This is a genomic window from Nocardia sp. alder85J (genome assembly GCF_020176955.2).
In the GTDB taxonomy this organism is placed as follows: domain Bacteria; phylum Actinomycetota; class Actinomycetes; order Mycobacteriales; family Mycobacteriaceae; genus Nocardia.
This window is the reverse complement of sequence record NZ_JAIUCZ020000003.1, coordinates 869,148-883,060: the sequence shown is the minus strand read 5'-3', so window position 1 is coordinate 883,060 and position 13,913 is coordinate 869,148. Positions and strand designations below refer to the sequence as shown.

Below are 13,913 nucleotides of genomic sequence, written 5' to 3'. Positions count from 1 at the left end.
GATCGTGCGCATACAGTTAGCGCGATTGTGGGAGGTCCCGAAATGGCACAACGGCTGGGGACCGTCTCGCGGCGGGCGTTATTGCGCGGGGCGGTAGCGGCAGGAATTTCGACCACGGGTGCGTTCGCGGCTCGTCCGATGCGGGCGGCGGCGGATCCGGTGCAGCGAGTAGCGGTCTTCGGTGGCGGTGTCGCCGGACTCACCGCCGCGCACGAACTGGCGGAGCGCGGATTCGAGGTCACGCTCTACGAGCGGCGCGCGCTCGGCGGCAAGGCCCGCAGCATCCCGGTGCCCGGCAGCGGCCGCGACGGCCGCCCGGATCTGCCCGGTGAGCACGGATTCCGGTTCTTTCCCGGCTTCTACAAGCACGTTCCGGACACCATGCGGCGGATTCCGTTCCCCGGCAACGCCAACGGGGTGTGGGACAACCTGGTCGCGGCCCCCGAGGTGCGCTTCGCCCGCACCACCAGTGAGGACACCATCCTGCCGATGGGCAAGTACGGGAAGCCCTGGGCCACCGTCGACGACTTCCGGCAGACCGTCGGATCGGTCATCTCCACCTCGATGCGGATACCGATGTCCGACGCCGCCTATTTCGCCAACCGCCTGCTGGTGTTCGACACCAGCTGCGACGCCCGCCGGTTCGGCCAGTGGGAGAACCTGGCCTGGCGGGATTTCGTCGGCGCCCGCGGCCGGTCCACCGAGTTCCGGGTGTTGTTGTCGCGCACGCTGACCACGCTGCTGGTGGCGGCCAAGGACGAGTCGGCCAGCACCCGCACCATCGGGGCGATGGGGGAGCAGTTCCTCGGCAATCCGCTGGAGGTCGGCAACGACGGCCCGCTGGATCGGGTGCTGAACGGACCCACCTCCGAGGCGTGGATCGATCCGTGGGTGGCCCGGCTGCGTGACCTCGGTGTGCGGTTCGAGACCGCGGAACTGCGCGGGCTGGACGTCGACGGCCGTCGCATCGGCGGGGCCCGGCTGGCCGACGGCCGATCCGTCGACGCCGACCACTACGTGCTGGCCGTGCCGGCCGAGGTCGCGCGCGAGCTGTGGACGCCGGAGATCCTGGCCGTGCGGCCGGAGCTGGCCGCCATGGCCGCGCTGAACGTGGACTGGATGACCGGCATCCAGTTCTATCTGCGGCGCCCCACCACCATCGCCCGGGGGCACACCGCCTACATCGACTCGCCGTGGTCGCTCACGTCGATTGCGCAGAACCAGTTCTGGGGGCGCACGCCGCTGGCCGGCCGCGGCGACGGTTCGGTGCAGGACTGCCTGTCGGTGGACATCTCGAACTGGAACACCCCGGGTATCGTGTACGGGAAGACGGCCAAACAGTGCTCGGCGCAAGAGATTTCGCGCGAGGTCTGGGCCCAGTTGCAGGCCCACCTGAAGGGCGGCACCGAACTGCGCGACGAGGATCTCCAGTCGTGGTTCCTGGATTCCGGCATCTCCTGGGACGCCGCCGGGCACAGCAGTAATGCCGATCCGCTGCTGATCAACACCGTGGGTTCCTGGGCGGCCCGGCCGATTTCGCACGGCGCGCTGGAAAACCTTTTCCTGGCAGGCGATTACGTGCGCACCGGGATCGACCTGGCGACCATGGAGGGGGCCTGCGAGTCGGCCCGCGCCGCGGTGAACGCGCTGCTGGACGTGGCCGGCTCGAATGCCGAACGGTGCCGGATGTTCCCGCTGTACCGGGCAACGGAACTGGAGCCGATGCGGCAGGTGGACATCGCGCGCTACGCGGCGGGTCAGCCGAACATGTTCGACGTGCCGGTGTAGCGCCACGCCGGATGCAATTCCCCACAAAACGCTGGTCTCGCCGCGGGATCCGCAGTTCAATCGAGGTATGGACGAAATCACCAGCCCGGCGGAACTACGCGAACTGCTCGGTGCGGTGATGCCGCGAGCAGCCACCAAGGAACGGGCGGCGTTGCACCCGCGCGACCGGCAGTGGATCGCGACCTCGCCGTTCATCGTGCTGGCCACCAGCGACGCCGAGGGCAACTGCGACGCCTCGCCGAAGGGCGATCCGGCGGGGTTCGTGCAGGTGCTCGACGACACCACGATCGCCATCCCGGAGCGGCCCGGCAACCGCCGTGCCGACGGCTACCTGAACATCCTGGCCAACCCCCACGTCGGTGTGATCTTCCTCATCCCGGGGCGGAACGAGACGCTGCGCGTCAACGGCCGCGCCCGGCTGGTGCGGGATGCCCCGTATTTCGACGACATGATCGTCCAGGGGCATCGGCCGATCCTGGCCGTCGAGGTGGCCATCGAGACCATCTTCTTCCACTGTGCCAAGGCATTTCTGCGCAGTGGCCTGTGGCAGCCGCCGCAGTGGCCCGAGGACCCGCTGCCGAGCGCGGCCTGCCTGGCCAAGGAGGTGCAGGCCGGGATCACCGAATCGCTGGCGGAGCTGGAACGGCACTACGCGCCGGAGCATTACGAGAAGCTGCTCTACCGCAGCTGATCGATCGGCCGGGGCTGTCCTGCCGACCGCAACACCGGCGGTCCGAGTACGACATGTGGTGTCGTCTCCCCCTACACTCGCGTGGTGGCAGACATCTCGGTACGCGGGCGGTTGGCGCTGGCGGCGGCGGCGAGCGCGTCCTGGGCCTCGCAACGGGCCGGGCGGGGCAAGGGTTCGATGATCGGCGGCCTGATCGCGCTGCTGATCGATCCGTCGATCATGACGCAGCTCGGTCGCGGCCGGCGCACGGTGCTGATCACCGGCACCAACGGCAAGTCCACCACCACCCGGATGACCGCCGCCGCGCTCGGCACCCTCGGCCCGGTCGCCTCGCAGGCCGACGGCGCCAACATGGACGCCGGTATCGTCGCCGCGCTCAATGCCCACCGGACCGCCGGACTGGCCGCCATCGAGGTCGACGAACTGCATCTGCCGCACGTCAGCGATGCGTTGCAGCCCGCGGCGGTGGTGCTGCTGAACCTCAGCCGCGACCAGTTGGACCGGGTCGGCGAGATCAACATGATCGAGCGCAAGCTGCGTGCCGGCATGGCCCGGCATCCGGACACGGTGTTGATCGCCAACTGCGACGACGTGCTGGTCACCTCGATCGCCTACGACCACCCGAACGTGGTCTGGGTGTCGGCCGGCAGTGGCTGGTCGGTGGACGCCACCAGCTGCCCGCGCTCGGGCGAGCCGATCGTCTGGGAGGGTGAGCACTGGCGCAGCACCGGTGCCGACTTCCATCGGCCGGAGCCGGACTGGTGGGTCGACGAGGAGCATCTGTACGGGCCCGACGGCGTGAAACTGCCGCTGCACCTTGCCCTTCCGGGCCGCGCCAACCGCGGCAACGCCGCCCAGGCGGTGGCCGCGGCGGTGGCGCTGGGTGTGCCGGCGTCCGTCGCCGCGGAGGCCACGGCCACCGTGCGCGAGATCGCGGGCCGCTACCGCAGCGTGCAGGTCGGCGGGCACAATGCCCGGTTGCTGCTGGCCAAGAATCCGGCCGGCTGGCAGGAGGCGCTGTCGATGATCGATCCGGCCGCCACCGGCCTGGTGATCGCGGTGAACGGCCAAGTGCCCGACGGCGAGGACCTGTCCTGGCTGTGGGATGTGCGGTTCGAACATTTCGAGGGCACCCAGGTGGTGGCCGCGGGCGAGCGCGCCACCGATCTGGCGGTGCGCCTCACCTACGCCGGTGTGGAGCACACCACGGTGCCGGATCCGTTGCACGCCATCGCATCCTGTCCGCCGGGTCAGGTGGAGGTGCTGGCCAACTACACCGCGTTCCGGGATCTGAACCGCGATCTGGAAGGGGTCACGGCGTGAGTTCCACGGTCCGGATCGGGCTGGTGCTGCCCGATGTGATGGGCACCTACGGTGACGGCGGCAACGCGGTGGTGCTGCGGCAGCGGCTGCGGATGCGCGGCCACGACGCCGAGATCGTCGAGATCACCTTGAACGACCCGGTTCCCGAGTCGCTGGACCTGTATACCCTCGGCGGGGCCGAGGATTCGGCGCAGCGACTGGCGACCCGGCATCTGCAACGTTATCCGGGCCTGCAACAGGCCGCCGCGAAAGGCGTTCCGGTACTGGCGATCTGCGCCGCCATCCAGGTGCTGGGCCACTGGTACGAGACCTCCGGCGGGGAGCGGGTCGACGGTGTCGGCCTGATCGACGTCACCACCGCACCGCAGCAGCACCGGGCCATCGGCGAGGTGGCCACCGCGCCGCTGCTGCCCGGTCTCTCGCAACCGCTCACCGGCTTCGAGAACCACCGGGGCGGAACGAAACTCGGCGGCGATGCCCGCGGCCTGGCCCGGGTCACCCGTGGCGTCGGCAACGGCGTGGGCGACGGCCTCGAGGGGGTCGTCCAGGGTTCGGTGTACGGCACCTACATGCACGGCCCCGCCCTGGCCCGCAATCCGGAGTTGGCCGACCATCTGCTCGCCCGCGCGCTGGGGGTCGACGCGCTGCCGCCGCTGGAGCTGCCCGAGGTCGAGCAGCTCCGCCGCGAGCGCCTGCGCGCCTGAGTTCGCGCTGCCGGAAGCCCTGCGCACTACCCGCCGAGGCCGATCGCGAGCCCGGTGCCGGGCGCTGTCGGCGGTCGATCGGCACCGCGGTGCGCGCGCCGATCCCGCACCGCCGAATCCCCGGTCGGGCCGGGCTGCGCCGGGCGCCCGTGCGCGCTCCTGCCGGGCGACCGGCGCCGCCGATGTTCACAGGTGCATTGTGAGTTGAGACATAATCGGCGATCAGGATCCGGAACGCTGCCCCGATCGGAGCTTTCACCAGGGCTTTCGGCTTCCCACTCATGCAAACACACTATTGAGCCACACCGCTCGACCCGGTAGTCTCGCGCGCGGCCAGCGTGATGAGGGAGGGGCCGAGTGCGCAGACGTGTCTTCTTACGTGCCGCCGCCGCGGCGGCGCTGTCCGGTGCCGCCGGGATGTACCGCGCCGGCGGTGCGAGCGCGGATGCGACGTGGGACAACCTGTTTCGCGGCTGGGTGCCGGAAATCTTTGCGCCACTGCCGGATCCGCCCGAGCATTCGGAGGCGATCGTGGTGGGCTCCGGCTTCGGGGCGGCGGTCACCGCGTTGCGGCTGGCCGCGGCGGGGGTGACCAACACCGTGCTGGAGCGGGGTTCGCGGTGGCCGAACGATCCCTGGCGGGAGATCTTCACCGGTGACGACCTGCCCGACGGCCGGGGCTTCTGGCATCGCACCTCGTTCACCGGAGTCACCAAGGTGCCCATGCAATTCGCCGATTTCGGCGGCGTGCTGGACATCACCGAATTCCCGGGTATCGATGTCTGGCACGGCGCGGCGGTCGGTGGCGGTTCGGTGGTCTTCACCGGTGCGATGGTCGCGCCGGAACGTCGTTATTTCGACGAGATATTCCGTGGCACAGTCGATTACGATGAAATGGACAAGATCTGGTACCCGCGGGTGCGGCAGATGTTGCGATTGAGTCCGCTGCCGCCGGATATCTACGGTTCGGTGCCGTTCACCCACTCCCGGGTCTGGGACGATCAGGTGCGCAAGGCCGGATATCAGCCGCTGCCCAACGATTCGATCTTCGACTGGGATATTGTCCGCGCCGAATTGGCAGGTACCACAAGGGCTTCCGCGACAGCCGCGCGCAGTAATCTCGGAAATTCCAACGGCGCCAAATTCGATCTGAATCGGAACTATCTGCGGTACGCGCAGGACACCGGGCGGTCGGCGGTGTATCCGGGCCATCGGGTCGACACCATCGCGCAGGAGCCCGGCGGCCGATTCGTCGTCACCGCCACCAAACTCGATCCGACCGGGGCCGTGCTCGGCACGCGCACCCTCACCTGTGATCGGTTGTTCCTCGGCGCGGGCTCGCTGGGTACCTCGGAACTGCTGGTGCGGGCGCAGGCCACCGGGCTGCTCCCGCACCTCGACGAGCACGTGGGCGACGGCTGGGGCACCAACGGCGACGTGGTGCTGGCGCGCGGCGAGAGCACACTGTCCGGGCTCGGGCAGGGGGTGCCCAGCGCCAGCCGCATCACCGACGCGTCCGGCCCGCCGCTGACCCTGGAGAGCTGGTACATCCCCGGTATCCCGGTGGAGACCGGGGCGCTGGCCTCGCTCGGCATGGTGCTGGACCCGACCCGGGCGCGGATCACCTACGACCGCGGCCGCAACGCGGCGACGCTGACCTGGCCGAAGAGCGCCCAGGATGCGGTGGCCGACGCCTGCCGCACGGTCGACCACCGGATCGCCGAACGCGCGGGCGCGGTGCTGGACTACAGCCCGCTGGGCTACGACGCGAACGCGGTGTTCACCGCGCACCCACTCGGCGGCGCGGTGCTGGGCCGGGTCACCGACGGCAACGGCCGGGTCAACGGTCACCCCGGCCTGTACGTGATGGACGGCGCCGCCATCCCGGGCAGTACCGGCACCGTCAATCCGTCGCTGACGATCACGGCGCTGGCCGAGCGCAATATCGCGGCCATCATCGGTGCGGGCCACTGAGCAGCCGCAGGCCGGTGGGCAGCCGCGGGCGGCCCCTGTCCAGGCGCGCTGCCGCGCACTAACGTCAGCGCGAACAGGTTCGGAGGAAGGGATCGTCGTGTCGCAGGTGAGCGCGCCCATACAGCCGCCGGGGGCGGTCGCGGGCCGGCGGGTACGGCTGGGACCCGAGCTGTGGATAGATCTGGTGATGGTGCTGCTCGCCGCGGTGGCGGTCGCGGGGCTGGGCTGGATCCACTTCGGTTCGGTCGCACCGCACACCGCCCGCCTGGTGACCGACGCCGACTATGCGCTGTGCGCGGTGTTCGCCCTGGAATTCCTGTGGCGGTGGCGATTCGCGGGCTGGACCCTGTCCTACCTGCTGATCCACTGGTACGACATCGTCGGCCTGGTGCCGGTGACGAACGTGTACGTCCGGGCGTTCCGGTTGCTGCGCCTGTTCGCGATCGGCCTGCGCCTGGCCCGGGTCGCGGAGCAGGTGTTCGGCGACCGGGTCGCGCTGGTGGTGATGAACCGGTTCTTCGGCGCGATCGTCGACACGGTCAAGCGCCCGGTGACCATCGCGGTGCTGGAGGAGGTCGCCGAGGTGATGCGCACCGGCCAGTACACCCGCAACCTGGCCTCCGCGCTGGAGGAGAACCGGGTCGAACTCGACGCGCTGGTGCTGGAATTGATCCGCAACGATCCACAGGTCGGCCGGGTGCGGTACGTGCCGTTCCACGAGGACATCATCCGCGCGATCACCGACACCAGTTTCCGGATCCTGATGCAGGCGCTCGCCGATCCCCGGGTCGACGAGCTGATCGGGGACGTGCTGCGGGAGAACGTGCACCAGATGCGCCGGGCCGTGCTGGACGGGGTGCGGATCGGGGAGACCCCGGACAACCGGCTGCCGTGACCGGTCCGGCGGCTCAGGGTTCGGCATGCCGGACGGCGTCGCGGGGTTCCGCGTAGCGCACGGTCTCCCAGGCGATCAGGGCCACCAGCACCGCGCACAACAGTCCGAGGGTGGCGATCGCGGGCATGCCGACGGCCGCCGGGAGCAGCGCGATCAGCACCGCCGCCGTCAGCACCCGCGGCCACAGCACCAGCCGGGTGGCGTAGTGCCGGAACCCGACCAGCCCGAGCAGATACAGCGCCACCCCGCCGTACAGCGTGTACACGGGGACCGCGGGCAGCGCCTCGGCGAGGGTGTGCCCGTCGGTGCCGCCGAGCTGGTGCAGGAGTTTCTTCAGTGCCAGGGCCAGCCCGGCGATGCCGACCACCATCGGGAAATGCCAGTAGGTGTAGCAGTTCCGGGCGATCTGCACCCGTCGCTCGCCCTGCGCGGCCTTCAGCTCCCGCTCCACCACCAGCGCGGCCACGTCGAAGTAGGCCCACCACAGCAGCCCCGAGACGGCGAGGCCGAGCAGCGCGCCCAGCACGATCGGCCCGGAGATCGGCAGTCCGGCGACGCCCACGCCGATGGAGACGATCGACTCGCCGAGCGCGATGATGATCACCAGCCCGTGCCGCTCGGCGAAATGCCCGGCGGAGGTCAGCCGCCAGCCGTTGCCGGACAACAGCGTCCACAGCATGTCGCCCGTGATGGCGGCGATCCACAGCCAGATCTGGGCCGCTCCCGAGGTGGCGCCGGCGACGATCAGCAGGGCGGTGCCGATGGTGATGGATCCGGCCGCCCAGCGCACCACCTGCCCGCGCAACTGCCGATCGTGCATGCTGGCCAGCCAGAACATGCCCAGATGGATCAGCCGCACGATCAGGTACCCGAGCGCGAACACCAGTGGCCCGTGCCAGCCGCCGGGCTTGCTGTGGAACGCTTCCGGGATGGTCAGCGCGATGATCAGCGCCGTGGCCATGGCCCCGAACAGGGCCACCCGGGCCAGCCCCTCGTCGGCCTTGACCACGTTGCCGAGCCAGGCGTAGCCGATCCATACCCACCACATCACCGCCAGCACCAGGAAGGCGCGCAACAGGTTCAGCACGGTGGTCTCGTGCGCGGCCAGATCGGTCACCTGGGTGAACGCGAACACCATCACCAGATCGAAGAACAGTTCGAGCTGGGTCACCGAGGCGTCCTCGGCGGTGGGCCGCAAGCGCGTCGGCAGGGCGTCGGTCATGGGGACATCGTGGCACGCCCGGCGGCCCGATCCCCCAGGGACTCAGTGCAGTTCGTAGTTCGCGTCGAACCGGAATTTCTCGATGAACTCGGCGAGGTTGTGCACGGCTTCTTCATTGAGCCGAGATAAGCTGCGTTTCATCAGAATTCCCGGCACCGGAATTGGCAGGTACACCTCGGAGTGATACCAGATCTCGGTGCCCTCCTCGGTTTCCGTGAGCTCGAACCAGCCGCGTCCGCCGCCGCCGGCGCCGCTTTCGACGACCTGCCAGGAGATCCGATCGCCGTCGTAGGAGTATTCCAGCACCTGCCGATCGGACGTACCGGTCGGACTGACCGTGGCGTATACGCGCTGCGGCCGGTCGTATTCGTCGCGGGTTGCCACGCGGACGTCCCGGTGCATCGGTGACCATTCGGGGATGCGTTCGACCGCGAGCAATGCCTCCGTCACCACCGCGGGATCGACGTCGACGACGAATCGGTGGTTGGTCTTCGTGCGCATGCGTAGCCTCCAGCCCCCGGGATGTCCCAGGGCCCGATTGTCTCCACCGTCACAGGTCGCGTCAACCACGTGGTCTGTTATGGCACAACTGCGAACGGGTCGATTCGCGTGAATCGGCCGTTATCACAGGGCATTAACGACGGTGTCGGCAAATGTATGGCGGCACCGCGGAAATTGTCGCCGGAGGCGACGGGGGACCTCAGCCGGAGTGCCGGACCACCGAGTCCGGTCCCGGGAACACCAAGCTCTCATGGCCGTCGTCGAACCGCACGATGTACGGAGGTGCACCGTCGGTACCACGTACCTCGACGATCTGCCCGGCGTGGTCCGGCATCCCCACGGCCCGGCCGTGGACGAGCAACCTGTCACCGACATTTGCCTGCATGCTCGAATTATCGACCTGGAGTGATGTGTGTCACAAGGGGGTCCGAGTGCTGGCAACCGGGACCGGAGAGTGCCATTCGGACCGCGCGCGGGTCGCGGCTCGGTGGCGACGGGCGCGCCGGCCGGTGGCCGTCGCCGCTGCCGGGCACGGCCGCGGGCGACCGGGCCGCATCCGGGGTGCGCCAGGCCACAGAGGTTGCCGGATAAACGCTGGACGACGGCCGGTACTCTTGGTTGCCGGCAGCAGCATAATTTCGATCTTGGAGGACCGACGTGGCTCTCGTCGTTCAGAAGTACGGAGGATCCTCGCTCGAGTCCGCCGAGCGCATCCGTCGTGTCGCTGAGCGGATCGTGGAGACCAAGAAGCAGGGCCACGAGGTCGTCGTGGTGTGCTCGGCGATGGGCGACACCACCGACGAGCTACTCGATCTCGCCCAGCAGGTGGCGCCCGCGCCCCCGGCCCGGGAGCTGGACATGCTGCTGACCTCCGGGGAACGCATCTCCAACGCCCTGGTCGCCATGGCGATCCACTCGCTCGGCGCGGAGGCCCGGTCCTTCACCGGATCGCAGGCCGGGGTCATCACCACCGGCGCGCACGGCAACGCCCGGATCATCGATGTCACCCCGTCGCGGCTGCGGCAGGCGCTGGACGAGGGCCAGGTCGTGCTGGTCGCCGGTTTCCAGGGCGTCTCGCAGGACAGCAAGGACGTCACCACGCTCGGCCGCGGCGGTTCCGACACCACCGCGGTGGCGCTGGCGGCGGCCCTGGAGGCGGACGTCTGCGAGATCTACACCGACGTCGACGGCGTGTTCACCGCCGACCCGCGCATCGTTCCCGACGCGCAGAAGCTGGACCAGATCTCCTTCGAGGAGATGCTGGAGATGGCCGCCTGCGGTTCGAAGGTGCTCATGCTGCGCTGTGTGGAATACGCGCGCCGCTACAACGTGCCCGTACATGTGCGCTCGTCGTACACCGACAAGAACGGCACCTACGTTTACGGATCGATGGAGGACATCCCGTTGGAGAAAGCAATCCTCACCGGCGTCGCGCACGACCGCAGCGAGGCCAAGGTGACCGTGGTGGCGCTGCCGGACGAGCCGGGCTACGCCGCCAAGGTGTTCCGGGCGATCGCCGACGCGGAGATCAACATCGACATGGTGCTGCAGAACATCTCGAAGGTGGAGACGGGTAAGACCGACATCACCTTCACCCTCCCGAAGACTGACGGCCCGCGCGCGGTGGAACTGCTCACCAAGCAGCAGGGCGAGATCGGCTTCACCCAGGTGCTCTACGACGACCACATCGGCAAGGTGTCGCTGGTCGGCGCGGGGATGAAGAGCCATCCCGGCGTGACCGCGACCTTCTGTGAGGCGCTGGCCACCGCCGGCGTCAACATCGATCTCATCTCCACCTCGGAGATCCGGATCTCGGTGCTGGTCCGGGACACCGATCTGGACGAGGCGGTACAGGTGCTGCACCGGGCCTTCGACCTGGGTGGCGACGAGGTGGCGGTGGTACACGCCGGGACGGGGCGGTAAATCATGGGCGTACGTGTGGGTGTGGTCGGCGCGACCGGGCAGGTCGGCGCCGTCATGCGGAAGCTGTTGCAGGAGCGCGCCTTTCCCGCCGACGAGGTGCGGTTCTTCGCCTCGGCGCGGTCGGCCGGCACGACGCTGCCGTGGTACGACGGCGAGATCGTGGTGGAGGACGCCGCGACCGCCGATCCGAGCGGCCTGGACATCGCGCTGTTCTCCGCCGGGGCCACGATGTCGCGGGTGCAGGCGCCGCGCTTCGCCGCCGCCGGGGTGACCGTCATCGACAACTCCTCGGCCTGGCGCAAGGACCCCGAGGTCCCGCTGATCGTCTCCGAGGTGAATCCGGAGCAGGCCCGCAACCTGCCCAAGGGCATCATCGCCAACCCCAACTGCACCACCATGGCCGCGATGCCGGTGCTGAAGCCGCTGCACGACGCGGCGGGCCTGCGCCGGTTGATCGTCTCCAGTTATCAGGCGGTGTCGGGTAGCGGCCTGGCCGGGGTGGAGGAGCTGGCCGACCAGATCCGCGCCGTCGCCCCCGATATGGAGAAGCTGACCCACGACGGTTCGGCCGCCGCCTTCCCGGCGCCGAAGAAGTACGTCGCCCCGATCGCCTTCAACGTGCTGCCGCTGGCCGGCTCGCTGGTGGACGACGGCTCCGGCGAGACCGACGAGGACCAGAAGCTGCGCCACGAGAGCCGCAAGATCCTCGGTCTGCCCGACCTGCTGGTGAGCGGCACCTGCGTGCGGGTACCGGTCTTCACCGGCCACTCGCTGTCGATCAATGCCGAATTCGCCGAACCGCTCTCGGTCGAGCGGGCGCGGGAGATCCTGGCCGCCGCCCCCGGCGTCCGGCTCACCGACGTGCCGACCCCGCTGGCCGCCGCCGGTGTCGACGAATCCCTCGTCGGCCGCATCCGGCAGGACCCGGGTGCACCCGAGGGCCGCGGCCTGGCCCTGTTCGTCTCGGGCGACAACCTCCGGAAGGGCGCCGCCCTCAACACTATTCAGATCGCCGAGGTGTTGCTCGCGCAGCGCTGACCCGATCCCGGCCCGCAGCGCGTCGAAGGGCGCTGCGGGCGTGCCGATTCCGGCCGTGTGGGCGTGTCGATCCCGGCGGTGGCGAGCGGAAGTTGTTCAGCGCGTGCGCAATCCGTCGAAGACGACGGCGAAGGTGCGCTGGCGGCGTTCGGCGTCGAGGCCGGCGGAGTGGGCGGCGGTGAAGGCGCCCTGCAGGATTCGCAGGAAATCGTCGATGTCGATGTCGTCGCGGACCGCACCGTGACGCTGCGCCCGGCACAGCAGCACGTTCAATTCTTCGCGGAATTGCTTTCTCGGGGAGGACAATTCGAGGGCACGATCGCCGATCGCCTCGGCCAGATCACGTTTCACGCCGCCCTCGGTGACGACCAGGTCCAGGAAGCCGAAGAAGGCCGCGCCCGCGTCGTCGGCGCCGGTGAGGGATCGGGCCGCTTCGGTCATCCGCTCGATGTTGTCGAGGATTGCGGCGTGGAAAAGTGCTTCCTTGGTGGGGAAGTGGCGATAGACCGTGCCGGGGCCTACTCCGGCGCGCCGCGCTATCTCGTCCAAAGGGACCGAAATGCCTTCGGCGGCAAAGGCTTCGCGCGCGGCGGCGAGTACGCGTTCGCGATTGCGGCGGGCGTCGGCGCGCTGGGTGCGGCGCCCGGCGGTCGCCTCGGGCTTGCTGTCGGTCACAACGGCGAGTGTACCGGCGCGTTGACAAACGGGGCGATCGTTCCGAATACTTGGCGGGGCGCGCGTTCCGTTTGTAATTCCTCCGTCCGAGAAGAGGTTTCGCCATGACCCGTACCCCACGCGAACTGGTCGAGCAGATGTTCCACGAACTGCCCGCCCGCGACGCCGACGCCTTCGCCGCACTGTTCGCGCCCGACGGGGTCTTCGAGATCCCGTTCCCGATCCCCGGCATGCCCACCCGGCTGGTGGGGCCCGACGCCATCCGGGATCATCTCCGGCAGCGGTGGTCCGGTGGCCTGGCGACCGTCGAGGTGCACGGAATCCACCCGCAGATCCACGAGACCGCGGACCCTGAGGTGATCGTCGTCGAGAACGAGGTCGACATGACCCGGCCGGGGGCGGGTCGCACGCGCTCGCGCACCGCCGTGAACGTGGTGCGGGTGCGCGACGGCCGCGTACTGCTGTTCCGCGACTACATGGACACCGGCCGCTTCGCGCGGATCGCCGCGGGCGACTAACGGATTCCCGGCGTCCTCGGGTCCGCGCCCAGGCACGCCACGATGAGACAGCCGGGCGGGACGGCCGCCGAACGCGGGGTGCCGTTGCTGGACAACAACACTCGCACCGGGCCTCGGCCCGCACGGCGGCACCCACGCACAACCGATGCCGATCCGGAAAGCGAAACATGATGAGCGGCAAATAAATCGGTCAGCGCGTCGCCTGTAACTCGCCGATCCACGGGATTTGACAATATCTCGCCCTGCGGGGGATCGAGATTAATCTGTAATCATCTCGATGATCAAGGCGACACGCTGTTCGGGCGGGATATCCGCAGTTCTCAGGGTTGGTGAGCTACCGTCTTCCATTGTGGTTCAGGTTACTCTCGTCCTCGACTTTATGAATCAACTGTCCAGGATCAGTAAACAGGAGCAGTAATGTCGAGCAGCGCCCGCGGCCTGCTCAATGACTTGTCGACCGCAGTGCGCAAGCTTGTGTCGATCCACATACTCTGAATCCCCCAAATTTCATCGTGTCTCGCGGCCGTGCACGCGTTTCCGCTGTGCCAGAACCGATTCGGCCTACAGTCTTTCGGCTGCGGTCGATCATTCGGCAGGGCGTCTGGTGTCGGTCGCGGAATGGATGACCTGATTCCACTAGTACCCGCAGAATAATTGGCAG

General features: G+C 68.8%; 13 protein-coding genes. 9 read left to right on the top strand and 4 right to left on the bottom strand.

Annotation, left to right across the window (positions count from 1 at the left end):
- The first annotated feature begins 42 nt into the window (after positions 1 to 42).
- The 6 genes from LBW94_RS15260 to LBW94_RS15235 all read left to right on the top strand — a co-directional run bounded on the left by LBW94_RS15260 (position 43) and on the right by LBW94_RS15235 (position 7,375).
- Positions 43 to 1,788, top strand: coding sequence for a hydroxysqualene dehydroxylase (locus tag LBW94_RS15260; RefSeq protein WP_323137865.1), 1,746 nt, complete (start codon positions 43 to 45; stop codon positions 1,786 to 1,788).
- Between the two features lie 67 nt (positions 1,789 to 1,855).
- Entirely contained in the window at positions 1,856 to 2,479 is a 624-nt protein-coding gene (locus LBW94_RS15255) for a pyridoxamine 5'-phosphate oxidase family protein (protein ID WP_225060037.1), read from the top strand.
- Positions 2,480 to 2,563: 84 nt separating this feature from the next.
- Entirely contained in the window at positions 2,564 to 3,802 is a 1,239-nt protein-coding gene (locus tag LBW94_RS15250) for a Mur ligase family protein (protein ID WP_225060038.1), read from the top strand.
- Positions 3,799 to 4,506 carry a type 1 glutamine amidotransferase gene (locus LBW94_RS15245; RefSeq protein ID WP_225060039.1) on the top strand — a complete coding sequence of 236 codons (708 nt, stop codon included), beginning with the start codon at positions 3,799 to 3,801 and terminating at the stop codon, positions 4,504 to 4,506. Before LBW94_RS15250 ends, LBW94_RS15245 begins: the two co-directional genes overlap by 4 nt.
- A 357-nt stretch (positions 4,507 to 4,863) precedes the next feature.
- Positions 4,864 to 6,480 carry a GMC oxidoreductase gene (locus tag LBW94_RS15240; protein WP_225060040.1) on the top strand — a complete coding sequence of 539 codons (1,617 nt, stop codon included), beginning with the start codon at positions 4,864 to 4,866 and terminating at the stop codon, positions 6,478 to 6,480.
- Positions 6,481 to 6,586: 106 nt separating this feature from the next.
- Positions 6,587 to 7,375 carry an ion transporter gene (locus LBW94_RS15235; protein WP_225060041.1) on the top strand — a complete coding sequence of 263 codons (789 nt, stop codon included), beginning with the start codon at positions 6,587 to 6,589 and terminating at the stop codon, positions 7,373 to 7,375.
- 13 nt (positions 7,376 to 7,388) lie between these two features.
- On the opposite strand, the gene LBW94_RS15230 is transcribed toward LBW94_RS15235, so the two are convergent.
- From LBW94_RS15230 to LBW94_RS15220, 3 genes are all read right to left on the bottom strand, one after another.
- Entirely contained in the window at positions 7,389 to 8,597 is a 1,209-nt protein-coding gene (locus LBW94_RS15230; protein ID WP_225060042.1) for a low temperature requirement protein A, read from the bottom strand.
- A 42-nt stretch (positions 8,598 to 8,639) separates the two neighbouring features.
- On the bottom strand, positions 8,640 to 9,098 hold the full coding sequence (locus tag LBW94_RS15225) for an SRPBCC family protein (RefSeq protein WP_225060043.1): 459 nt from the start codon (positions 9,096 to 9,098) through the stop codon (positions 8,640 to 8,642).
- Positions 9,099 to 9,297: 199 nt separating this feature from the next.
- Complete coding sequence (locus tag LBW94_RS15220) at positions 9,298 to 9,483, bottom strand: DUF1918 domain-containing protein (RefSeq protein ID WP_225060044.1); 186 nt, start codon at positions 9,481 to 9,483, stop codon at positions 9,298 to 9,300.
- 272 nt (positions 9,484 to 9,755) lie between these two features.
- Here LBW94_RS15220 and LBW94_RS15215 point away from each other — a divergent pair, with 272 nt between their 5' ends.
- The gene (locus tag LBW94_RS15215) at positions 9,756 to 11,021 is read left to right on the top strand and encodes an aspartate kinase (protein WP_225060045.1); all 1,266 of its coding nucleotides are present in this window, start codon (positions 9,756 to 9,758) and stop codon (positions 11,019 to 11,021) included.
- A gap of 3 nt (positions 11,022 to 11,024) precedes the next feature.
- Positions 11,025 to 12,059, top strand: a complete 1,035-nt coding sequence (locus LBW94_RS15210) for an aspartate-semialdehyde dehydrogenase (RefSeq protein WP_225060046.1) — start codon at positions 11,025 to 11,027, stop codon at positions 12,057 to 12,059.
- A 96-nt stretch (positions 12,060 to 12,155) separates the two neighbouring features.
- Here the strand turns inward: LBW94_RS15210 and LBW94_RS15205 are convergent, their stop codons facing one another.
- Positions 12,156 to 12,734, bottom strand: coding sequence for a TetR/AcrR family transcriptional regulator (locus tag LBW94_RS15205; protein ID WP_225060047.1), 579 nt, complete (start codon positions 12,732 to 12,734; stop codon positions 12,156 to 12,158).
- A 104-nt stretch (positions 12,735 to 12,838) separates the two neighbouring features.
- On the opposite strand from LBW94_RS15205, the gene LBW94_RS15200 reads away from it, so the two are divergent.
- On the top strand, positions 12,839 to 13,252 hold the full coding sequence (locus LBW94_RS15200; protein ID WP_225060048.1) for a nuclear transport factor 2 family protein: 414 nt from the start codon (positions 12,839 to 12,841) through the stop codon (positions 13,250 to 13,252).
- Positions 13,253 to 13,913 lie beyond the last annotated feature (661 nt).

What these genes read in the sequence shown, in the direction of transcription:
- LBW94_RS15260 (WP_323137865.1), top strand. Translation starts at nt 43, where the DNA reads ATGGCACAACGGCTGGGGACCGTCTCGCGGCGGGCGTTATTGCGCGGG.
- LBW94_RS15255 (WP_225060037.1), top strand. Translation starts at nt 1,856, where the DNA reads ATGGACGAAATCACCAGCCCGGCGGAACTACGCGAACTGCTCGGTGCG.
- LBW94_RS15230 (WP_225060042.1), bottom strand. Translation starts at nt 8,597, where the DNA reads ATGACCGACGCCCTGCCGACGCGCTTGCGGCCCACCGCCGAGGACGCC.
- LBW94_RS15225 (WP_225060043.1), bottom strand. Translation starts at nt 9,098, where the DNA reads ATGCGCACGAAGACCAACCACCGATTCGTCGTCGACGTCGATCCCGCG.
- LBW94_RS15220 (WP_225060044.1), bottom strand. Translation starts at nt 9,483, where the DNA reads ATGCAGGCAAATGTCGGTGACAGGTTGCTCGTCCACGGCCGGGCCGTG.
- LBW94_RS15210 (WP_225060046.1), top strand. Translation starts at nt 11,025, where the DNA reads ATGGGCGTACGTGTGGGTGTGGTCGGCGCGACCGGGCAGGTCGGCGCC.
- LBW94_RS15200 (WP_225060048.1), top strand. Translation starts at nt 12,839, where the DNA reads ATGACCCGTACCCCACGCGAACTGGTCGAGCAGATGTTCCACGAACTG.